General features: G+C 72.7%; 18 protein-coding genes. 4 read left to right on the top strand and 14 right to left on the bottom strand.

Annotation, left to right across the window (positions count from 1 at the left end):
• Window positions 1-411 precede the first annotated feature (411 nt).
• From V7S47_RS12665 to argC, 11 genes are read right to left on the bottom strand one after another with little or no spacing between them, the layout of a single operon-like run.
• Window positions 412-996, bottom strand: coding sequence for a DNA-3-methyladenine glycosylase (locus V7S47_RS12665; protein ID WP_336561878.1), 585 nt, complete (start codon window positions 994-996; stop codon window positions 412-414).
• Window positions 980-2401 (bottom strand): argininosuccinate lyase, encoded by a 1422-nt coding sequence (argH, locus tag V7S47_RS12660; RefSeq protein WP_336561877.1) that lies wholly within the window; start codon window positions 2399-2401, stop codon window positions 980-982. Before argH ends, V7S47_RS12665 begins: the two co-directional genes overlap by 17 nt.
• Complete coding sequence (locus V7S47_RS12655) at window positions 2398-2871, bottom strand: NUDIX hydrolase (RefSeq protein WP_336561876.1); 474 nt, start codon at window positions 2869-2871, stop codon at window positions 2398-2400. The genes argH and V7S47_RS12655 overlap by 4 nt, the downstream gene beginning before the upstream one ends.
• Window positions 2871-4298 carry an argininosuccinate synthase gene (gene argG, locus V7S47_RS12650; protein WP_336561875.1) on the bottom strand — a complete coding sequence of 476 codons (1428 nt, stop codon included), beginning with the start codon at window positions 4296-4298 and terminating at the stop codon, window positions 2871-2873. Before argG ends, V7S47_RS12655 begins: the two co-directional genes overlap by 1 nt.
• A complete protein-coding gene (locus tag V7S47_RS12645) occupies window positions 4295-4846 on the bottom strand; it encodes an arginine repressor (protein WP_336561874.1) in 552 nt (183 codons plus the stop codon). Before V7S47_RS12645 ends, argG begins: the two co-directional genes overlap by 4 nt.
• A complete protein-coding gene (argF, locus tag V7S47_RS12640; protein WP_090855553.1) occupies window positions 4843-5766 on the bottom strand; it encodes an ornithine carbamoyltransferase in 924 nt (307 codons plus the stop codon). Before argF ends, V7S47_RS12645 begins: the two co-directional genes overlap by 4 nt.
• Window positions 5766-6968, bottom strand: a complete 1203-nt coding sequence (locus V7S47_RS12635) for an acetylornithine transaminase (RefSeq protein WP_442945349.1) — start codon at window positions 6966-6968, stop codon at window positions 5766-5768. The genes argF and V7S47_RS12635 overlap by 1 nt, the downstream gene beginning before the upstream one ends.
• A 32-nt stretch (window positions 6969-7000) precedes the next feature.
• Window positions 7001-7939, bottom strand: a complete 939-nt coding sequence (argB, locus tag V7S47_RS12630; protein ID WP_336561872.1) for an acetylglutamate kinase — start codon at window positions 7937-7939, stop codon at window positions 7001-7003.
• On the bottom strand, window positions 7936-9087 hold the full coding sequence (gene argJ / locus V7S47_RS12625; RefSeq protein WP_336561871.1) for a bifunctional glutamate N-acetyltransferase/amino-acid acetyltransferase ArgJ: 1152 nt from the start codon (window positions 9085-9087) through the stop codon (window positions 7936-7938). Before argJ ends, argB begins: the two co-directional genes overlap by 4 nt.
• The gene (locus tag V7S47_RS12620; protein WP_336561870.1) at window positions 9084-9575 is read right to left on the bottom strand and encodes an ACT domain-containing protein; all 492 of its coding nucleotides are present in this window, start codon (window positions 9573-9575) and stop codon (window positions 9084-9086) included. Before V7S47_RS12620 ends, argJ begins: the two co-directional genes overlap by 4 nt.
• Window positions 9572-10621 (bottom strand): N-acetyl-gamma-glutamyl-phosphate reductase, encoded by a 1050-nt coding sequence (gene argC, locus V7S47_RS12615; RefSeq protein ID WP_336561869.1) that lies wholly within the window; start codon window positions 10619-10621, stop codon window positions 9572-9574. The genes V7S47_RS12620 and argC overlap by 4 nt, the downstream gene beginning before the upstream one ends.
• Window positions 10622-10703: 82 nt before the next feature.
• On the opposite strand from argC, the gene V7S47_RS12610 reads away from it, so the two are divergent.
• From V7S47_RS12610 to V7S47_RS12595, 4 genes are all read left to right on the top strand, one after another.
• On the top strand, window positions 10704-11495 hold the full coding sequence (locus tag V7S47_RS12610) for a maleylpyruvate isomerase family mycothiol-dependent enzyme (RefSeq protein ID WP_336561868.1): 792 nt from the start codon (window positions 10704-10706) through the stop codon (window positions 11493-11495).
• A gap of 115 nt (window positions 11496-11610) precedes the next feature.
• A complete protein-coding gene (locus tag V7S47_RS12605) occupies window positions 11611-12957 on the top strand; it encodes a hypothetical protein (RefSeq protein ID WP_336561867.1) in 1347 nt (448 codons plus the stop codon).
• Between the two features lie 78 nt (window positions 12958-13035).
• Window positions 13036-14061: an ATP-binding cassette domain-containing protein gene (locus V7S47_RS12600; RefSeq protein WP_336561866.1), complete on the top strand. Its 1026-nt coding sequence runs from the start codon at window positions 13036-13038 to the stop codon at window positions 14059-14061.
• On the top strand, window positions 14058-14888 hold the full coding sequence (locus tag V7S47_RS12595) for an ABC transporter permease (RefSeq protein WP_336561865.1): 831 nt from the start codon (window positions 14058-14060) through the stop codon (window positions 14886-14888). Before V7S47_RS12600 ends, V7S47_RS12595 begins: the two co-directional genes overlap by 4 nt.
• 4 nt (window positions 14889-14892) lie before the next feature.
• Here the strand turns inward: V7S47_RS12595 and V7S47_RS12590 are convergent, their stop codons facing one another.
• The 3 genes from V7S47_RS12590 to pheS are packed head-to-tail and all read right to left on the bottom strand — an operon-like array spanning window position 14893 to window position 21589.
• Window positions 14893-17991 (bottom strand): ATP-binding protein, encoded by a 3099-nt coding sequence (locus tag V7S47_RS12590; protein WP_336561864.1) that lies wholly within the window; start codon window positions 17989-17991, stop codon window positions 14893-14895.
• Window positions 17992-17994: 3 nt separating this feature from the next.
• On the bottom strand, window positions 17995-20478 hold the full coding sequence (gene pheT, locus V7S47_RS12585; protein WP_336561863.1) for a phenylalanine--tRNA ligase subunit beta: 2484 nt from the start codon (window positions 20476-20478) through the stop codon (window positions 17995-17997).
• A gap of 4 nt (window positions 20479-20482) precedes the next feature.
• Entirely contained in the window at window positions 20483-21589 is a 1107-nt protein-coding gene (pheS, locus tag V7S47_RS12580; protein WP_090855517.1) for a phenylalanine--tRNA ligase subunit alpha, read from the bottom strand.
• Window positions 21590-21605: the final 16 nt, after the last annotated feature.

Genomic DNA, 21605 nt, shown 5'->3' with positions numbered 1-21605 from the left:
AGAGATGCCTGACAAGACGATACTGACAATTGTCAGAATCATTGTCTTACCAAAGAAACCGTTGACATCACATCACCCACCGAAGCAGGATCAGATCAGCCGACGGGGCATAACAAACTAATTCGTCGACTATGACACACTGTTGAGTTCTCAAGAATCAGACGCGCTCGGGTCCGGCCTTCCGGCCTTGCCCCGGGGCAACCTGCAGAAACTTACCGGTTCTGGCTGACCTCGTCAACTCGGTGAGCGACTCGATCTTGCTGCGCTGGTGTTCCTGGCCTTGGACATGCGGCACCCACGTGGTTTGGCCTCTCGGCCCGAGTGTGGGAGCCGCTTGCCGCGGCGAGATGGAACATTACACGGGCGTTGCAGGCATGCAAAATCGGGGTGGCCATCGCCCCACGACGGGGTTCAGCGGCTCTTCGCGGGCCGGTACGCCGACACACTCCGCTCCCCCGTGATCCAGTAGCGCCACGGACGGTCGGGTGCTCCCCGGAGTCCCACGCGAGGCCCGGACGAGACCGCGCCCGCCGGCTTGCCCGGCACCAGATGCACCGGGCCGGAGACCAGGTCGACCCCGTCGTGCTCGAGACCGAGGGCCAGAGCGCGGCACAGGCGAGCGGGCCCACGGGCCAGGTCGCGATCGGTGGACCCCGGCCGCCGCTCACGAGCACGGTCGACGCCGGCAACCACCTCGCCGGCGCGGATCAGGACCGCACTGGGATCACCCTCGTCACCGGTCACCACGTTGCAGCACACGTGCATGCCGTAGGTGAAGTAGCAGTACAGGTGACCGGCCGGACCGAACATCACGGCGTTGCGGCGCGTCCGGCCCCGGTAGGCGTGCGAACCGGGGTCGAGCGGGCCGGCGTACGCCTCGACCTCGGTGACGCGGACGGTGACGCCGGCGTGGGTCAGCCGGGCGCCGAGCAGCCGCGGGGCGACCTGCTCGACCGGCCCGGACAGGACCGCGAGCAGGTCAGGCGAGGCGTCCACGGTGACGGCCGATCACGGCGACGGCCTCGTCGAGCTGCTGAGCGACCCGGCCCGGTGCGGTGCCGCCGCGACCCGAGCGGGAGGCCACGGACCCCTCGACGGTCAGCACGTCGCGGACCGCGGGCGTGAGCCGGGGGTCGATGGCGGCGAACTGCTCGTCGGTCAGGTCGGCGAGCTCGATGCCGAGCTCCTCGCAGCGCCGGACGCACGCGCCGGCGAGCTCGTGGGCGACGCGGAACGGCACGTTCTCGCGGACCAGCCACTCGGCGACGTCGGTGGCGAGCGAGAAGCCCTGAGGGGCGAGCTCGGCCAGCCGGTCGCGGTCGAAGGCGAGGGTGGCAACCATCCCGGAGAACGCCGGGAGCAGCACCTCCAGGGTGTCGACGGAGTCGAAGACCGGCTCCTTGTCCTCTTGGAGGTCACGGTTGTAGGCGAGCGGCAGGGCCTTCAGGGTGGCCAGCAGCCCGGAGAGGTTGCCGATCACCCGGCCCGCCTTGCCGCGGGCCAGCTCGGCGATGTCGGGGTTCTTCTTCTGCGGCATGATGCTCGACCCGGTCGACCACGAGTCGTGCAGCGTCACGAAGCCGAACTCGCGGGTCGACCAGAGGATGACTTCCTCGGCCAGCCGGCTGACGTCGACGCCGACCTGGGCCGCGACGAAGGCGAACTCGGCGACGAAGTCGCGGGCGGCCGTACCGTCGATGGAGTTGGCGCTGGACCCGGTGAAGCCGAGCTCGCGGGCCACGCCCTCGGGGTCGAGACCCAGGCTCTGGCCGGCCAGTGCGCCCGAGCCGTACGGCGAGTCCGCGGCGACGCGGGCGTCCCAGTCGAGGAGCCGATCGACGTCGCGCAACAACGGCCAGGCGTGGGCCAGCAGGTGGTGGGCCAGCAGCACCGGCTGGGCGTGCTGCAGGTGGGTGCGGCCGGGCATCACGGTCGGGACAGGGGCGAGGTGGTCGCGGGCCTGGGCCACGAGCACGTCGGCGAGGTCGAGGACCAGGCCGCCGACGGTGCGGGCGTGGTCGCGCAGGAAGACCTTGAACAGGGTGGCGATCTGGTCGTTGCGGCTGCGGCCCGCGCGGAGCCGGCCACCGACGTCCGGGCCGACCTCCTCCAGGAGCAGCCGTTCCAGGGCGCCGTGGACGTCCTCGTCGGAGGGGTCCGGTCGCAGGTCGTCGGCGGCGTACCGCTCCCCCAGGACGTCGAGGCCGCGGAGCAGCTCGGCGTGGTCGGCGTCCGCAAGCAGGCCGGCGCGGTGCAGGGCGTTGGCGTGCGCCCGGCTGCCCGCCAGGTCGTACGGCGTGAGCCGCCAGTCGAAGTGGGTCGAGCGGGACAGCGCGTCCAGCTCCGGCGACGGGCCGCCCTCGAAGCGTCCGCCCCACAGCTTGCCGGTGTTGGTGCTCACGTGTCTCCTCCGAGGACGGCGACGATCGCCGCCCTCATCATGTCGGTCAGGGACGCTCCGGCGGCCGACCCGTCCGCGTCCAGCGCGTCGGGGGTCCACCAGCCCCAAGTGTCGATGGTGCCGGTCTCGAGCGGCTCCAGGCCACCGAGGTGCACGCCGCCCGCGTCGTCGAGACGGACGGCGTAGTAGGTCTGCCGCTGCACCAGGTGCCAGTCGCCCCAGTCGAAGGCGACGTCCTCCGTGCCGAGCGGGGCGGAGAGCTCGGCCTCGGTGATCCGCTGTCCCGTCTCCTCGAGCATCTCCCGGACGGCGGCCGCGGTGAGGGTCTCGCCCTCCTCCAGGCCGCCGCCGACCGTGAACCAGTACGGCGACTTCGGGGCCTTCGGGTCCCAGCCGTGCAACAGCAGCACCTGACCGGACGCGTTCACGGGCAGCACCCGGGCGCACGTGCGGTGCAGCGTCTCGCGCATCAGTCGGTGCCGAACTCCATCGCGGCCGCGTCGAGCGCCTCGTCGTCGAGCTCGTCGCCGACGGGGCTGGCGATGACGTCGCGACCGCCCGCGGGCAGCTCGCCGAAGAGCGTGCCGTTCTCGACCAGGACCTGGCCCTGCTCGACGGGCTGGTCGGCGTACATCTCCAGCTTCCAGCGGGAGTCGGCGATGTCGAGGTTGCGCATCGTCAGCTGGCCGATCCGGTCGGTCGGGCCGAAGGCGGCGTTGTCGGTGCGCTCCATCGAGAGCTTGTCGGGGTGGTACGAGAACGCCGGGCCGTCGGTGCGCAGCACGGTGTAGTCCTCGCCGCGGCGCAGCCGCAGGGTGACCTCGCCGGTGACGAGGGAGGCGATCCAGCGCTGGATGGACTCGCGGATCATCAGCGCCTGCGGGTCCAGCCAGCGGCCCTCGTAGAGCAGCCGGCCGAGCTGGCGGCCCTGGGCGGTGTAGTTGGCGATGGTGTCCTCGTTGTGGATCGCGTTGAGCAGCCGCTCGTACGCCGCCCACAGCAGCGCCATGCCCGGGGCCTCGTAGATGCCGCGCGACTTGGCCTCGATGATCCGGTTCTCGATCTGGTCGGACATGCCGAGGCCGTGTCGGCCGCCGATCGCGTTGGCCTCCATGACCAGCGCCACCGGGTCCGCGAACCGGACCCCGTTGATCGAGACCGGACGGCCCTGCTCGAAGGCGACCGTGACGTCCTCGCTCGCGATCTCAACGCTCGGGTCCCAGAACTTCACGCCCATGATCGGCTCGACGGTCTCCAGGGAGACGTCGAGGTGCTCGAGGGTCTTGGCCTCGTGGGTGGCGCCCCAGATGTTGGCGTCGGTGGAGTAGGCCTTCTCCTGCGAGTCGCGGTAGGGCAGGTCGTGGGCGACCAGCCACTGGCTCATCTCCGTGCGGCCCCCGAGCTCGTGGACGAACTCGGCGTCCAGCCACGGCTTGTAGATGCGCAGCTGCGGGTTGGCCAGCAGGCCGTAGCGGTAGAACCGCTCGATGTCGTTGCCCTTGAAGGTCGAGCCGTCGCCCCAGATCTCGACGCCGTCCTCGTGCATCGCGCGGACCAGCAGGGTGCCGGTGACGGCGCGGCCGAGGGGGGTGGTGTTGAAGTAGGTGCGACCGCCGGAGCGGATGTGGAAGGCGCCGCAGGCCATGGCGGCCAGGCCCTCCTCGACCAGCTGGGTGCGGCAGTCGACGGCGCGGGCGATCTCGGCGCCGTACTGCTTGGCGCGGTCGGGCACGCCGGAGATGTCGGGCTCGTCGTACTGGCCGATGTCGGCGGTGTAGGTGCACGGGACCGCGCCCTTGTCGCGCATCCAGGCCACCGCCACCGAGGTGTCCAACCCCCCGGAGAAGGCGATGCCGACGCGCTGGCCGACCGGGAGGGACGTCAGGACCTTGCTCACGAGTGGACTTCCTTCTTGTCGTGGTGCTGCTTGTCGTAGTGGTGGTCGGCGAGGGAGAGGAACCTCCGGGCGAGCGCGTCGCCGCCCTCCGGGTCCCGGCCGATGACCAGGACCGTGTCGTCGCCGGCGATGGTGCCGAGGATCTCGGGGAACTCCGCCTTGTCGAAGGCGGAGGCCAGGAACTGCGCGGCGCCCGGCGGGGTGCGCAGGACGACCAGGTTGGCGCTGCTCTCGGCGCTGACCAGGAGCTCGCCGCAGAGCCGGGCCAGGCGGGCCGAGGCCGCCGCGGTCTCGCCGGGCGCGGCGGGCCGGCGGTCGCCGCCCTCCGCGGGTACGGCGTAGACCAGAGCCCCCGAGGAGGCCCGCACCTTGATGGCGTCGAGCTCGACCAGGTCGCGTGACAACGTGGCCTGGGTGACCCGGACGCCGTTCTCGGCGAGCAGGTCGGCCAGCTCGGTCTGCGACCGGATCTCGTGGTGGGTGACGAGGTCGACGATCTGCTGGTGCCGGGCGCCCTTCGTGGCCGGCCGGAGCGCGGACTCGCTCACGGGTGCTCCAGCAGGTAGGTCAGGATCGCCTTCTGCGCGTGCCGGCGGTTCTCCGCCTCGTCCCACACCACGCTCTGCGGACCGTCGATCACGTCGGCCGCGATCTCCTTGCCGCGGTAGGCGGGCAGGCAGTGCAGCACGACCGCCTCGGGCTGCGCGTGGGCGAGGAGGTCCGCGGTCAGCGACCAGGGACCGAAGACGACCTCGCGGGCGGCAGACTCCTCCTCCTTGCCCATCGACACCCAGGTGTCGGTGACCACGACGTCGGCACCGGTGACGGCGGCGACCGGGTCGGGGACCGCCGTGGCCGAGCCGCCGGTCGTCGCGCCGATCGCGTTCGCCCGGTCGAACATCGCCGGCGACGGGACGTACCCCTCGGGCGCGCTGACCCGCACGTGCATCCCGGCGGTGGCGCCGGCCAGCAGCCAGGAGTTGCCCATGTTGCAGGCGCCGTCGCCGACGAAGGCCACGGTCAGCCCGGCAAGCGGGCCGACGTGCTCGCGGACGGTGAGCAGGTCGGCCACCAGCTGGCAGGGGTGGAACTCGTCGGTCAGCGCGTTCACGACCGGGACGCCGGCGTGCTCGGCCATCAGCTCGAGGTCGGACTGCTCGAAGGTCCGCCACACGATCGCGGACACCTGGCGGCCCAGCACCCGCGCCACGTCCTCGACGGACTCACGGATGCCGATGCCGGCGAGGCGACCCTCGACCAGCATCGGGTTGCCGCCGAGCTCGGCGATGCCGGCGCCGAACGAGACCTGGGTGCGCAGCGTGGGCTTGTCGAAGACCATCGCCACCGACTGCGGGCCGGCCAGTGGGCGGGCGTCGTACGGAGAGGCTTTGAGGGTGGCGGCCAGCTCCAGGACCTCGGCCTGCTCGGCGGGGCTGAGGTCGTCGTCGGCCAGGAAGTGCCGGGTCATCAGGCATCCGCCCGCGCGTACGCCGCGTCCAGGATCGCCGGCCAGGCCGCGAGGAACGCCTCGGCGTCGTCACTGGTCAGCACCAGCGGCGGGGCCAGCCGGACCCGGTTCGGGGTGGGGTTGTTGAGGATGAACCCGTGCTCCAGCGCGGCGGCGAACACGTGGGCCGAGACGTCGGCGGTGAGGTCGAGCCCGATGAGCAGGCCCTCGCCCCGGACCTCGGTGACCCGGGGGTCGGCGGCCAGGCCGTCGCGGATCTTCTGGCCCAGCACGGTGACGTGCTCGAGCAGGCCGTCGTCCTCGATGGTCCGGATCACGGCGAGCGCGGCCGCGCAGGCGACCGGATTGCCGCCGAAGGTCGTGCCGTGGTTGCCGGGCTCGAACAGCTCGCCGGCCGCGCCCAGGCCGACGCAGGCGCCGATCGGGAAACCGCCGGCCAGGCCCTTGGCCAGGGTGACGATGTCGGGCGTGACCCCCTCGGAGGCCAGCCAACGGCCGGTGCGGCCCATGCCGGTCTGCACCTCGTCGAACCACAGCAGTGCCCCGTGCTCGTCGGCGATCACCCGCGCGGCGGCGAGATAGCCCTCCGGCGGTACGACGACCCCCGCCTCGCCCTGCATCGGCTCGAGCAGGATCGCGGCGGTCCGCTCCGAGACCGCGGCGGCGAGGGCCTGCGCGTCGCCGTACGGGACGAAGACGACGTCGCCGGGTAGCGGCTTGAAGGGCGCGCGGTAGGCCTCCTTGGAGGTCAGCGCCAGGGCGCCCATCGTGCGGCCGTGGAAGCCGCCCTCGGCGACCACCACCTCGGTGCGGCCGGTGCGGCGGGTCAGCTTGAAGGCGGCCTCGTTGGCCTCGGTGCCGGAGTTGGTGAGGAAGACGTGCCCCGAGGTCGCGGCACGGGTCTCGACACGCTCGCTGCTCGACCCCCGACGATCGCTGGCGCTCGCTCCTCGACCACCGAGCGTCAAGGACAGCAGCTTCTCGGCCAGCTCGACCTGCGGGCCGGTGGTGAAGAAGTTGGAGACGTGGCCCAGCGTCTGCAGCTGGGTGGTCACGGCCTCGACCAGCGCCGGGTGGGCGTGGCCGAGCGCGTTGACGGCGATGCCGCCGAGCAGGTCGACGTACTCCTGGCCCTCGGCGTCCCAAACGTGGGCGCCCGCACCACGGACCAGCGCCAGCTTGGGCGGGCCGAAGGTGTTCATCAGCGAGGCGGCGTACCGCTCGTGGAGATCGGTCACGGGGTGTCCCTCACCTTCCGGGTCTTGGTCTCGACACCCGGAAGGACCTGGGTGCCGACGCCCTCCTTGGTGAAGAGCTCGAGGATGACGGCGTGCGGTTCGCGGCCGTCGACGACGGTGGCCCGCGGCACGCCCTCCTGGACGGCCTTCAGGCAGGCGCCCATCTTGGGCACCATCCCGCTGGCCAGGGACGGCATGATCTCGGCGAGCGACTCGGGGCTGATCTCGCCGATCACGTCGGTGGGGTCCGGCCAGTCGAGGTAGAGACCCTCCACGTCGGTCAGCACCAGCAGCTTCTCGGCCTTCAGCGCGACCGCGAGCGCGGCGGCGGCGGTGTCGGCGTTGACGTTGTGGACGACGCCGTGGACGTCGGGGGCGACGCTGGAGACGACCGGGATCCGGCCGGCCTCGATCAGGTCGAGCACCGACTCCGGGCGCACCCGGCTGACCTCGCCCACCAGCCCGAGGTCGACCTCCTCGCCGTCGACGATCGTGTTGGTCGGCTCGGCGGTGAACAGGCCGGCGTCCTCGCCCGAGCAGCCGACCGCCAGCGGGCCGTGCTCGTTGATGAGCCCGACCAGCTCACGCTGGACCTGGCCCACCAGGACCATCCGGACGACGTCCATCGCCTCGGGGGTGGTGACCCGCAGGCCGCCGCGGAACTCCGACTCGATGCCGAGCTTGGCCAGCATCTGGGAGATCTGCGGGCCACCGCCGTGCACGACGACCGGCTTGAAGCCGGCGAAGCGCAGGAAGGCGATGTCCTCGGCGAACGCCCGCTTGAGCGTCTCGTCGGTCATGGCGTTGCCGCCGTACTTCACCACGACGATCTTGCCGTGGTACTGCTTCAGCCACGGCAGGGCGCCCGCGAGGGTGCGGGCCTTGGCCTGGTCGGGCTTGCTGGTGTCGAAGGCACCGCTGGTCGAGTCGTTCATGAGGAGTACGCGCTGTTCTCGTGGACGTAGGCGTGGGTCAGGTCGTTGGTCCAGACGGTCGCCCGCTCGGACCCGGACTTCAGGTCGATGGTCACGCTCACCTCGCGGGGCTTCAGGTCGACCGTGTCCGGGTCGGCGTGCGGGGTCGACGACCGGCAGACCCAGACGCCGTTCATCGCGACGTCGAGGTCGGCGGGGTCGAACTGCGCCTGGGTGGTGCCGACGCTGGCCAGCACCCGACCCCAGTTGGGGTCGTTGCCGAACACCGCGGCCTTGAACAGGTTGGAGCGGGCGACGCTGCGGCCCACCTCGACCGCCTCGTCCTCGGTGGCGGCGTTGAGCACGGTGATCGCGATCTCGTGGTCGGCGCCCTCGGCGTCCTTCAGCAGCTGCATGGCCAGGTCGGTGCAGGCCTGGGTCAGCGCCTCGGTGAAGTCGGGCAGCGAGGGCGTGATGCCGCTGGCGCCACTGGCCATCACCGTGACCGTGTCGTTGGTCGACATGCAGCCGTCGGAGTCGAGCCGGTCGAACGAGACCCGGGTCGCGGCGCGCAGCGCGGCGTCCAGGTCGGCGGCGGGGACGACGGCGTCGGTCGTCAGGACCACCAGCATGGTGGCCAGCTGCGGGGCGAGCATGCCGGCGCCCTTGGCGATCCCGCCGACGCTCCAGCCGGCGCCCTCGACCACGACCTGCTTGCTCACCGAGTCGGTGGTCATGATCGCCTCGGCCGCCTGCGGCCCACCGTCCGGCCCGAGGGCGTCGTACGCCGCGTCGACGCCGGCGAGCAGCTGGTCGCGGTCGTTGGCGAGCCCGATCAGGCCCGTCGAGCAGACGACGACGTCGATCGCGCCGATCCCGAGGTGGCCCGCGACCCGCTCCGCCACGGCGTGCGTGGTCTGGAACCCGTCGGGGCCGGTGTAGCAGTTGGCGCCGCCGGAGTTGAGGACGACCGCGCGGACGGTGCCGTCCTTCACGACCTCCTGGCTCCACAGGACCGGGTTGGCCTTGCAGCGGTTGGCGGTGAACACGGTGGCCGAGTCGTACGTCGGGCCGGCGTTGACGACGAGCGCAACGTCCTTGGCGCCGGTGGACTTCAGGCCTGCGGGGACGCCGGCAGCGGTGAACCCGGCGGGGGTGGTGACGGTCATTTCTTGGGCTTCTGCTTCCTGGGCGTGGACTTCACGGGCTTGGCGGGCACGGCGAGAGCGACGGTGTGCCCTCGTCGTCGCCAGGCCTCGGCCGCCTTCTCCGCGTCCGTGAGCGGCACCAGGATCCAGTCGGTGTCGTAGGTCGACAGCGTGAAGACGCTGATGCGCTCCTCGGCCAGCGGCGTGAGCAGCTCGACCAGGACGCCGACCAGCTCGAAGTCCAGCGGGCCCTGCACCGCGAACGCGGTGAGCCCCTTCTGGGCGACCTGCTTGGTGGGCACGTTGCGCCCGGCGCAGACCAGGGAGGTCTCGGTCGCCGTGGCGGTGATGGAGAACAGCGAGGACGACTCCGCCCAGGTCGGGATCTCCGAGCCGGGAGGCAGCCGGACCACGGCGAGCTTCTCGGGGAACTGCTGCAGCGTGTACGTCGGCTGCTCGGTCGTCTCGGTCTGCTCGGTCGTCTCGGTCTGCTCGGTCTGCTCGGTCACGGCGCGATCCCCACGGTGGTCAGGCCCAGGCCCTCGTCGAGGCCCAGGGCGAGGTTCATGCACTGCACGGCGGCGCCGGCGGTGCCCTTGGCCAGGTTGTCGACCGCTCCGACGGCGACCATCCGGCCGGCGGCGGCGTCGACGGTCACCTGCACGTGCACGGCGTTGGAGCCGATGACGGACTTGGTCTGGGGCCACTGCCCCTCGGCGAGCAGGTGCACGAAGCGCTCGTCGCCGTACGCCTGGGCGTAGGCGGAGCGCAGGTCGTCGGCGGTGACGCCGGGCCTCAGCGGCGCCGAGCAGGTCGCGAGGATGCCGCGGGACATCGGGACGAGGAGCGGCGTGAAGCTGACGCTGACGGGGCCGCTGCCCTCGGTGAGCAGGCCGGACAGGTTCTGGGTGATCTCGGGAGTGTGCCGGTGGGTGCCGCCGACGCCGTACGCGCTGGCGTTGCCCATGATCTCGCTGCCGAGCAGGTGCGGCTTGGCCGCCTTGCCGGCCCCGCTGGTGCCGGACGCGGCGACCACGACCACCTCGGGCTCGACCAGACCGGCCGCGACCGCGGGAGCGAGGGTCAGCGTGGAGACGGTCGGGTAGCAACCGGGCACGGCGACGCGGGTGGCCCCGGCGAGCAGCGAGCGCTGACCCGGCAGCTCGGGCAGGCCGTAGGGCCAGGTGCCGGCGTGCTCGCCGCCGTAGAACTGCTCCCAGGCGCCCGGGTCGGCGAGGCGGAAGTCGGCCCCGCAGTCGACGACCACGACATCCTCACCCAGCTGGGCCGCGAGGGCGCCGGACTGGCCGTGCGGGAGGGCCAGGAAGACGACGTCGTGGCCGGCGAGGACCGACAGCTCGGTCGGCTCCAGGATCCGCTCGGCGAGCGGCGCCAGGTGGGGCTGGAGCGCGCCCAGCGGCTGGCCGGCGTTGGAGGCGCCGGTCAGGGCACCGATCTCGACCTGGGGATGGGCCAGCAGCAGCCGGAGCAGCTCGCCGCCGGCGTAGCCGCTCGCGCCGGCGACCGCCACTCGTGTCTTCGTTGACATGTGCATGACCATACATTGTCGTGCATGAGCATGTGAAGTCGGGATGAATCCGGTCGCCGACGTCGGCACGGCGGACTAGGTTCCGCCCGTGGAGTACCCGACCTTCCTCGACCACATCCGTCGCGAGTCCGCCCGGTTCCGCACCGTTCTCGCCTCGTGCGATCCCGCAGGGCGGGTCCCAGCCTGCCCCGACTGGGACGCCGCCGACCTGCTGTGGCACCTCACCGAGGTGCAGTGGTTCTGGGCGCAGGTGGTCCGGACCCGGCCGGCACCCCCCGACGAGGCGATGCCGCGGCCCGCGCGGGCGGCGTCGTACGACGGGCTCCTGGCGGCGTTCGACGAGCACTCGGCCGCGCTGGTGCACGAGCTCGAGGCAGCCGGGCCCGACGCGGCGGCCTGGCACTGGTCCCCCGTGCAGACCGTCGGCACCAGCTTCCGCCGGCAGGCGCACGAGGCGCTGATCCACCGCCTCGACGCGGAGCAGACCGCCGGGGCGGTCACCCCCCTGGACGCGGCCCTGGCCGGGGACGGGGTGCTCGAGGTGCTCGACGTGATGTACGGCGGGGACGCCCCCGCGTGGGGACGCGTCGAGGTCGGAACGTCCCTCCTGCGCGTCGACCTGGTCGACCTCGGCACCGCGATCTGGGTCCGTCCCTCGATGTTCGTCGGCACCGAGCCGGGGTCCGGCAAGGTCTACGACGGCCCGCACGTACAGGTCGTGGACGATCCGGGCACGCCGGCCGACGCGGTCGTCGCCGGGACCGCGGCCGACCTGGACGCCTGGCTCTGGCGTCGCCGCGACGAGGCCGGCATCACGGTGAGCGGCGACCCGGCAACGTACGACGCGTTCCGCGCCTGCGTCGACCAGCCCCTCGACTGAGCGCGAGCTTCCCGAAAGCGCCCCCGCGCACGCGGGCATCTCGCTAAGGTCGACGGCTGGGCCGCCGACAGACCCGACGAGCGCCCACGACCCTCGATGCTCCCTGGAGTCACTCATGCCCGCTCGTCCGACCACCCGCCTCGTCCAGGCACTCACGGCCCTGCTGCTGCTCGCGTTCGTGCTCGGCACCGCGCCCGCGCAGGCCGGGGTGGCCACCACTGCGCTGGAGCGACGCAACACCAACCCGACCGGCACCAACGCCGGCAGCCCGGCGAACGGCGTCGGTGGCCTGGGGCTGAGCCTGGCGAGCCTGCCGGACGGCCGGATCAAGGTCACCTGGAAGCGGCCGGGGCCGGTCAAGCGCCTCAAGCACTACGTGCTCACGGTCGGTCCGAGCCGTCGGCTGGACCGCGACGTCAAGACGTACAAGGTCAACCGCCGCAAGACGTCGATCGTCGTCGCGCGGGCCGTCGACGCGCTGCCGACGTCCGGCAACTACTCGTTCGTGCGGATCTCCGCGATCCGTAAGAAGGGCACCAAGGGCGGCAGCCCCACCAAGTGGATCCAGGCGCCGCTGACCTTCCGCTGCACCGCGCTCCCCCAGGACCGGGTCACGGTCGGCACCTTCAACGTCCGCACCTGGAAGGGCGACACGACCGACAAGCCGAAGGGCCTCGGCTGGAACCTCCGGGGGCCCAACGTCATCAAGGACATCCGGCGCAGCGGCGCCCGCGTGGTCGCGCTCCAGGAGGCCAGTGGCAAGGAGGGCATGGGCAACGGGTCGGTGCGCCAGCACCAGTGGATCATCGATCGGCTCAACGAGGCCGATGGCTCCGCCGCCTGGGTCGACGGGGTGGACAACTCGTACTACGGGGTGCTCGGCGGCCTGACCGGCACCCGGATCATCTACGACGCGAACGTCTACACCGAGCTGGCCCAGGGGCTCTCCCGTGTCACCGACCCGAAGGCGCCCATGGACTCCCTGATGCCGTGGGTGCGGCTGCAGGCCACGAGCGGCACCCAGGCCTCGTTCGTCGTCACGTCCAACCACCTGCGGGTGGGCGAGACCCGCGGCGACTTCGACATCCGCGGTCGCCAGACGGTCAAGACGCTCGGCTTCCTGAAGAGCCTCCGCAAGGCCTTCCCGACCGACCAGATCGTGGTCGCGGGTGACCTCAACTCCACGGCCAACACGATGCCCTTCAACAACGTGCAGCGTGCCCTGCTCAACGCGGGTCTGTACGACACCTACGCCACGAGCGCCCTGAAGGGGGCGCACATGCCGACGTCGAACCTCTACAAGTTCCCGCTCGGCCCCTCGCCGCACCGGCGTGACTACATCCTGACGTACGGCGGCCCGCGAGGCTCCTGCGGCTACACGAACCTGTACTTCACCGCGAAGTCGCAGACGTCCTCCGACCACTTCATGCAGGTCGCGTCGGTGCCGCTGCGCCACCTCTGAGGAACCCGGGTCCCGGGAAGGCGGTCCGTGAAGGCGCCGTGAAGGCGCCCTGAAACCGGGCCGCCCCACCCTGGGGGCATGACAGCACTCCCCTCCTCCCTGGCCCCCACCGCCCTGGCCGGCACCGACCTGGCGGTCACCGCGACCGGCCTGGTCAAGACCTTCGGCTCCCACCGCGCCGTGGACGGCGTCGACCTCGAGGTCCGTCGCGGCGAGGTGTTCGGCGTGCTCGGCCCCAACGGGGCCGGCAAGACCACGATGATCCGGATGCTCGCCACCCTGCTGCCGATCGACGGCGGCACGGCGTCGGTCTTCGGCGTCGACGTCCGCGACCAGCCGCACATGGTGCGCCAGCTGGTCGGCGTGACCGGCCAGTACGCCTCGGTCGACGAGAACCTCACCGGGCGCGAGAACCTCTGGCTCTTCGGCCGGCTGCAGGGCCTGCGCTCGGCGCGGGCCCGGGCGACGGCCGACGACCTCCTCGAGCGCTTCGGCCTCACCGAGGCGGCCGACCGGCAGATCTCGGCCTTCTCGGGCGGCATGCGCCGCCGCCTCGACCTCGCGGCCAGCCTGATCTCGCGTCCGCCCCTCATCTTCCTCGACGAGCCGACCACCGGCCTCGACCCGCGGACCCGGGGCCAGATGTGGGACACCATCCGCGACCTGGTCCGCGAGGGCAGCACCGTGCTGCTGACGACCCAGTACCTCGACGAGGCCGACCAGCTGGCCGACCGGATCGCCGTCATCGACCGCGGCCTGAAGGTCGCCGAGGGCACCCCCGACGAGCTGAAGACCTCGGTCGGCAGCTCCTCGCTGCAGCTGCGGATGTCCGACGAGGCCGACACCGCCGCCGCGCTCGAGATCGTCCGACGGGTGCTGGGTGAGGAGCCCGTCCTGACCCCGGAGCACGGCGGACTCAACGCCGCGCTCAGCGACGCCAACCAGGCGGCCGACGTCCTGATCGCGCTGCGCCAGTCCGGGCTGTCGATCGCGGCCGCCACCGTGCAGAAGCCCACCCTCGACGAGGTGTTCCTGGCCATCACCGGCCACGGCACCGACGAGGACACCACCACTCCCGACCTCACCCCGGAGGCGACCCGATGACCACCACCCTGACTGCCGAGCCCGAGACCCTCCTCGTCGAGGACCGCGCCCTGGCCCCCCGTCCGACGCTCGCCGAGACACTGAGCCAGACCGTGTCGATGGCCTGGCGCTCGACCAAGAAGATGCGGCGCAATCCCGAGCAGTTCTTCGACGTCACCATCCAGCCGCTGCTGTTCACGGCGATGTTCGCCTACATCTTCGGCGGCGCGATCTCCGGCAGCGTCGCGGACTACCTGCCGGTCATCATCCCCGGCATCCTGGCCCAGACCGCGCTCACCGCCTGCATGGCGACCGGCATCCAGCTGCGCGAGGACATGGACAAGGGCGTCTTCGACCGGTTCAAGTCGTTGCCCATCGCGCGGATCGCCCCGCTCGCGGGTCCGGCCCTCGCCGACCTGCTCCGCTACGGCACGGCTGCGACCCTGACCATCCTGGTCGGCCTGGCCATGGGCTACCGGCCGGGCGGCGGGGTGCTCGGCGTGCTCGCCGGCTGGGCGCTGACCATCGTCGCCGGCTGGTCGCTGGCCTGGATCTTCACCTGGCTCGGCACCATCGCCCGCAGCGCCCAGGCCGTGCAGGGCATCTCGATGATGATCATGTTCCCGCTGACCTTCCTGTCCAACGCCTTCGTACCCGAGAGCACCCTCCCGGGCTGGCTGCAGGCCTTCGTGAAGGTCAACCCGGTCTCGCACGTCGTCTCCGCCGTCCGCGACCTGATCAACGACGGCAACGTCACCGGCGAGGTCGCCTGGGCGCTGCTCGGCTGCGCCGTCGTCGTCGCGATCTTCGCGCCGCTCGCCGTGCGGAGCTACGCCCGGAAGATGTGAGTCGTCACGGAACGAGCCGGGCGACCAGGCGTCGTACGTCGTCGCGGAGCTCGTGCGGGCGGCGCTCGCCCAGCGCGTCGGCGGCAGCGGACAGCGCGCCGGGGACCAGGTCCTCGGCGCGCTGCTGCCCCCAGGCCCACTCGAGGCTCGGCAGCATCCGGTTGTAGGCGAAGCGGTCGGCCGTCGCGAGCAGGGCTGCGGCGTACTCCCCCGGCCCCTCCGGGCGGGTGAGCTCCCACAGGCCGAGGGCGTAGACGACCGAGCCGACGACCGGGTAGTCGAGGTACGGCGCCTCGACGTCGAGCGCGAGTCCGGCCCGCTCGACCAGCCCGGCGTGCAGCGACCGGCCGGAGGCCCGTTCGCCGCTGTGGACGTGGGCGCAGAGCGCGGCGGCGCTCGGGTAGAGCACCCATGGGGAGAAGCCCGTGGGCAGTGCGTTGCCCGGGAAGGTACGACGCTCGAGCTCCGCGATGCCGGCCCGGTACGACGCCAGCCCCTCGCCGACCTGCCCCCTGGCCAGCGCGACCTCGGCCCGGCCGCACAGGATGCTGATCGCCCCGCCCATCAGCGACTGGCCCCCGTCGGTGGCCGCGATCTCCTCGAAGATCCGCTCCGCCTCGTCCACCCGGCCGGACCGCAGCGCCGCGATCGCGAAGACCGAGCGGGTCTGCCCGGCGTCCTCGTCGGCCCCGAGCGCGACCAGGTCGGGCAGCGCGGCCGCCGCGAGCCGCTCGGCCTCCGCGATGTCGCCGGCCGAGAGGGCCAGGCTGGCCAGCTGGGCGGTCGTCAGAGCCCGCCCCCACGGCCCGTCCTCCTCGGTCCAGAGCGCCAGGGACCGCTCGCCGCGCTGCCGGGCCAGGACCAGCTCGCCGGCGTTCTCGTAGACCTGACAGGCCCACTGCAGCGCGATCCGCGCGACGAACGGATCCGGGTCGTCGCAGAGCGCCTCCATCGCGGCCGGGTCGTCCTCGCTGCCACCCGTCGCCAGCAGGCCGCGGACCATTCCGGCGATCCGCGGCTCGTCACCCGGGCCGAGGTCGTGGAGCCGGGCCATGGCCCGCTCGGAGGTCTCGTTCGCGAAGATCATCGAGTTCACGACCACTGCGCAGAGCACCCCGCGCAGCACGGCCCCGAGGTCGTCGGGGAGCTCGGCGTCGTGGAGCACCTCCTCGACGGAGTCCGCCATCGCCACCACCTTCAGGTGGGCGCCCTCGATCGACCAGAAGCCCATCAGGGCGGCGGCGAGCACGACGACCGCGTCGGCGTCGCGGTCGGCCAGCGCCCGGCGCAGGACGTCGACCAGATTGCCCTCCTCCATCCGGACCGCCCGCATCACGGCCACCTGGTCGACGGTGAAGAGCTGGGGCGCCAGGGCACCGGCGAGACCCGTCGCCCACGAGCGCAGCCCGTCCGCCGCAGCGGCCTCCTCGCCCGCCTCCTGGAGCCGCAGCCGACCGAACTCGCGGACCGTCTCCAGCAGCCGGTAGCGCAGCCCGTCGCCGGTCTCGTGGACGGTGACCAGGGACTGCTCGACCAGCCGCTCGACCAGGTCGAGGGCGTCCGGCGAGCCCACGACGGCGGTCGCGCCATCGATGGCGAAGCCGTCGCGGAAGACCGATAGCCGGCGCAGCGCGGCCCGCTGGTCGTCCGGCAGCAGCGCCCACGACCAGTCGATGACGGCGAGCAGCGTCTGGTGCCGCTCGGGCGCGTCGCGACTCCCCCCGCGCAGCAGCGTGAAGCGGTCGTCGAGACGGCGCGCGATCTCGGCCACGGACATGACGCGGACCCGGGCCGCGGCGAGCTCGACGGCCAGCGGCAGTCCGTCGAGCCGCTCCACCAGGGACCGGACCTCCTCGTCGTCCAGACGTACGCCGGGCCGCGCGGACGTGGCCCGCTCTCGGAACAGCTCGACGGCGTCGTCGGTGCCGAGCTGCGGCAGCAGGTAGACCCGCTCCGCGGCCAGCCCCAGCGGCGAGCGGGTCGTGGTGACCACGCTCAGCTGGGGGGTGCGGGCCAGCAGCTGAGCGACCAGGTCGGCGGCGGCCTCGACGACGTGCTCGCAGTTGTCGAGGACCAGCAGCGAGGGCGCGGTGCCGATCCGGTCGACGATGCGCGCGAGCAGGTCGGTACGGCGGGCCGCCTCGCTGGCCCGGGTGACGTAGGAGTCGCGCACCCCGAGGGTGTCGCCGACCTCCGCGGCGACACCCTCCGGCGAGGTGACGCCGACCAGCTCCACGAAGTGGACCGTCGCCTGCTCGGCCCGCCGGCCGAGCAGGTGGGCCAGCCGGGTCTTGCCCAGCCCGCCGGGCCCGACGATCGAGACCAGCCGCGAGGAGCGGGTCATCGCGGCCAGGGCGGCGAGGTCGTCGTCGCGGCCGATCAGCCGCGACGCCTCGTACCGGAGTCCCTCGCGGACCGGGTGGTCGCGGGCCAGCAGCTCGGCGTGCAGTGCCTGCAGCTCCGGACCGGGGTCGACGCCGAGGCGGTCGGCGAGGTGGCGGCGCACCTCGTCGTAGCGCTCCAGGGCGGCCGGGACGCCGCGGACGGCGGCCTCGCTGCGCAGCAGGGCCAGCAGGGTGGGCTCGTCGGGGGCCGAGCCGTCGAGGACGGTCAGCGCCTCCTCGTGCTCGCCGAGGACGGAGAGCGCCCGCCCCAGCAGCCGGATCATCGCCTCCCGCGCGGTGCGGGCGGTCGCGCGGAGGGTGGCGAGCTCGCCCTCCCCGGAGTCGGCGATCCGCTGGCCCGTGACGACGCGCGCCGCCGCGACCGCGCCGGCCCAGTCGCCGCGGCGCTCGGCGTCGTGGGCGGCCCGCGTCGCCCGCCGTACCGCGGCCACGTCGCTCTCGACCGGGCCGAGGCGGTAGCCGTGGGGCGCCCGGACGACGGCGTCCGCGCTGGTGGCCGTGCGCGCGCGCGAGACGACCACCTGCAGCGCCTTGACCGGGTTGGCCGGGACGTCGTCGCCCCAGATCTCGTCGATCAGCCGCTCCTCGCTCACGCCCTCGCCGGGCGCCGAGGCGAGGGCGGCGAGGAGGGCGTGGGTGCGCTCCCCCGCCACCGGTGACCCGCACCAGCTCACGGCGTCGAGCAGGCGCAGGTCCACGGCTCAGGCCCGCTGGGCGGCGCCGGTGCGCTCGGCGGCCAGGGCCACGGCTGCGTCGCGGGCGGCCCCGACCTCCTCGTCGGTGAGGGTGCGGTCGGTCGCGCGGAACCGGAGCGCGAAGGCGAGCGACTTGTGTCCGTCGCCGACCTGCTCGCCGGTGTAGACGTCGAAGAGCCGGATCGACTCGAGCAGGGCACCGGCCCCCTCGCGCAGCGCCGCCTCGACGGCCGCCGCAGCGGTCGCGGCGGGTACGACGAGGGCGACGTCCTCCTTGGCGACCGGGTAGCCGGAGACCACCGGGCCGGAGGCCACGTCGACGGCCCGGCGCAGCAGCAGGTCGAGGTCGAGCTCGAGCGCCGCGGGGCGGGGCGGCAGCCCGTAGGCCTTCGCGACCTTCGGGTGCAGCTCACCGGCGTGACCGAGGACCTCGTCGCCGACCAGCAGCCGCGCGCAGCGCCCCGGGTGCCACGGCATCCGGCTCGCGGACTCGACCACGAGCTCGACCCCGAGCTCGGTGGCCACGCGACGGGCGAGGCCGATCGCGTCGGCCCATCCGGCCTCACGGCCCTCGCCCCACCAGCCGGCCCGCTCCCGCTCACCGGCCAGCACCACGGCGAGGTGCAGCGGCTGCTCGGGCAGCGTGTCGAAGAGCTTCGCGAGCTCGTCGTCAGTGGGGCGCCGATCGACGCCGTAGATCGGGGCCGGCCCGCGGTCGACGGGGAACGCGACCGTGCCGGTCTCGAAGAGCGCAACCCCGGCCGCGCCGCGGCCGACGTTGCGGGCCGCGGCCTTCAGCAGGCCGGGCAGCAGCGTCGTCGTGTAGGCCGGCTCCTCGCTCGAGAGCGGGTTGGCCAGCCCGACCGTGTGCCGTAGCGGGTCGTCGGCAGGCAGGCCGAGGGTGTCGAAGGTCGCCTCGCCGACGAACGGGAAGCTGACCACCTCGACGAAGCCGGCACCGGCCACGGTGCGCCCGACCCGGCGGCGCAGCCGCTGCTCGCGGGTCAGCCCGCGGCCCCCCGACGGCGTCGGCAGCACGCTCGGCACCTGGTCGTAGCCGACCACGCGGGCGACCTCCTCGACCAGGTCGAACGGGTCGGTGAGATCGGGGCGCCAGCTCGGCGGGACTGCGGTGAGCCGGTCGCCGTCCACCGTGACGGTGCAGCCCACGGCCTCGAGGTCGGCGACGGCGGTGGCGGGGTCGATGGCGATGCCGGTGACCCGCGCGGGCAGGTCGGCGTCGATGGCGATCGCGAGCGGCGCCGGCGGGGTGCCGACCACGGTCACACCGGGGTGGACCGTGCCGCCGCCGTACGTCGTGAGCAGCTCGACCACCCGGTCGGCCGCGGCCTCGCAGATCGTCGGGTCGACGCCGCGCTCGTTGCGCTTGCCGGCCTCGGAGGAGATCTTGTGCCGCTTGCCGGTGCGGAACATCGCGGTGGCGTCCCAGTGGGCCGCCTCGACGAGGACCGAGGTGGTCGTGGACGACATCTCGGTGGTCTCACCGCCCATCACGCCGCCCAGGCCGATCAGGCCGGAGTCGTCGGTGACGACCAGGTCCTCGGGAGACAGCGCCCGGTCGGTGCCGTCGAGGGTGGTCAGCCGCTCGCCCTCAGTCGCCCGGCGCACCCGGACCGTGCCCTGGACCTTGTCGGCGTCGTAGCCGTGGATCGGGCGGCCGGTCTCGAGCATCACGTAGTTCGTGATGTCGACGGCCAGTGAGATGGAGCGCATGCCGGCGTGCTGGAGCCGCTCGGCCAGCCACGCGGGCGTCGGGGCGGCCGGGTCGAACCCGGTCACCTGCCGGGCCACGAAGACCGGACAGCCGACGGCGTCGTCGACCTCGACCGGCCAGCCCTCGGCGTTGGCGGCCGGGGTCTCGCGCAGGGCCGGGTCACGGTACGGCGCGTCGTAGGCCAGGGCCGCGTCGCGAGCGATGCCCCGCAGCGACAGGCCGTAGGCCCGGTCGGGGTTGATCTCGAACTCGATCACCTCGGCGTCGAGCCCGAGCACGCCGAAGGCGTCCTGACCCGGCTCGCCCGCGTCGGCGGGCAGCACGATGATGCCGTCGTGGTCCTCGCCCAGACCCAGCTCGCGCGCCGAGCAGATCATCCCCGCGGAGAGATGGCCGTAGGTCTTGCGGGCGGAGATGGCGAAGTCGCCGGGGAGCACTGCTCCCGGGAGCACGCAGACGACCAGGTCGCCGGGCGCGAAGTTGTGGGCGCCGCAAACGATGCCCTGGGGCTCGCCGGTGCCGTTGGCGTCGCCGACGTCGACGGTGCACCAGTTGATCGTCTTGCCGTTCTTCTGCGGCTCGGGCTCCATCGTGAGCACCCGGCCGAGGACCAGCGGCCCGGTGATCGCGTCGCCGGCGCGGTCGATCGCCTCGAGCTTGAGACCGAGCGCGGTCAGCCGCGCGGTCAGGTCGTCGGTGGTCACGCCGGCCGGCAGGTCGACGTACTCCTCGATCCAGGATCGGGATGCCTTCATGTGCTCAGAGTTCCGTTCCGAAAGCGGTGGTGAAGCGGACGTCGCCCTCGAAGAGCTCGCGGAGGTCCTCGAGCCCGTGGCGGAACATCAGCGTCCGGTCGATGCCCATGCCGAAGGCGAAGCCGGTGTAGCGCTCGGCGTCCACGCCGCAGGCGGTGAGCACCCGCGGATTCACGACACCGCATCCACCCCACTCGATCCAGCCCTCGCCGCGGCAGGTGCGGCACGGCGAGCCCTCCAGCTCGCCGGCGCCCCGGCAGACGAAGCAGACCAGGTCGACCTCGGCGGACGGCTCGGTGAAGGGGAAGTACGACGGCCGGAACCGGGTCGTGATCCCCTCGCCGAACATCGACGTCGCGAAGTGGTCGAGGGTGCCCTTGAGGTGGGCCATGCTGATGCCCTCGTCGATCGCGAGGCCCTCGACCTGGTGGAACATCGGGCTGTGCGTGGCGTCGTACTCGTCGGTGCGGAAGACCCGTCCCGGGCAGACGACGTAGATCGGCGGCGTACGGGTCAGCATCGTGCGCGCCTGCACCGGCGAGGTGTGGGTGCGCAGCACCATCGCGTTCTCGGCCGGCTCGGTCCAGAAGGTGTCCTGCATCGTGCGCGCCGGGTGGTCGGCGCCGAGGTTGAGGGCGTCGAAGTTGAGCCACTCGGCCTCGATGACCGGCCCCTCCGCGACCTCCCAGCCCATGGCCACGAAGATGTCGGCGATCAGCTCGGAGCCGGTGGTGATCGGGTGGCGGGCACCCGACGGAAGCCGGTCGGTCGGGAGCGTGACGTCGACGGTCTCCTCGACCAGCATCCGCTCCTCGTGCTCGACCTCGAGCACGGCCTGCCGCTCCCCCAGCGCCTTGTTGACGGCACCGCGGGCCTGGCCGATGCGCTGGCCGGCCTCCTTGCGGGCCTGCGGCGGGAGCGCCCCGATCTCGCGGTTGGCCAGCGCCAGCGGCGACCGGTCGCCGGTGTGGTCGATCCGCACCTGCTTGAGCCCGTCGAGATCGGCAGCGCCGGCGATCGCCGCGAGAGCGGCGTCGCGGGCGGCCTCGACCTCCTCGGACTTCAAGGGCGTGACCTCCACGGGGTCGTAGTCGGTGTTCGGGCCGGACAACTCGGGCCTCTCGTCG

Source organism: Nocardioides sp. CCNWLW216 (assembly GCF_037120545.1).
Classification (GTDB): Bacteria; Actinomycetota; Actinomycetes; order Propionibacteriales; family Nocardioidaceae; genus Nocardioides; species Nocardioides lianchengensis.
Note: the sequence above shows the minus strand (reverse complement) of the source record. Positions and strands in the feature narration are given on the sequence as shown.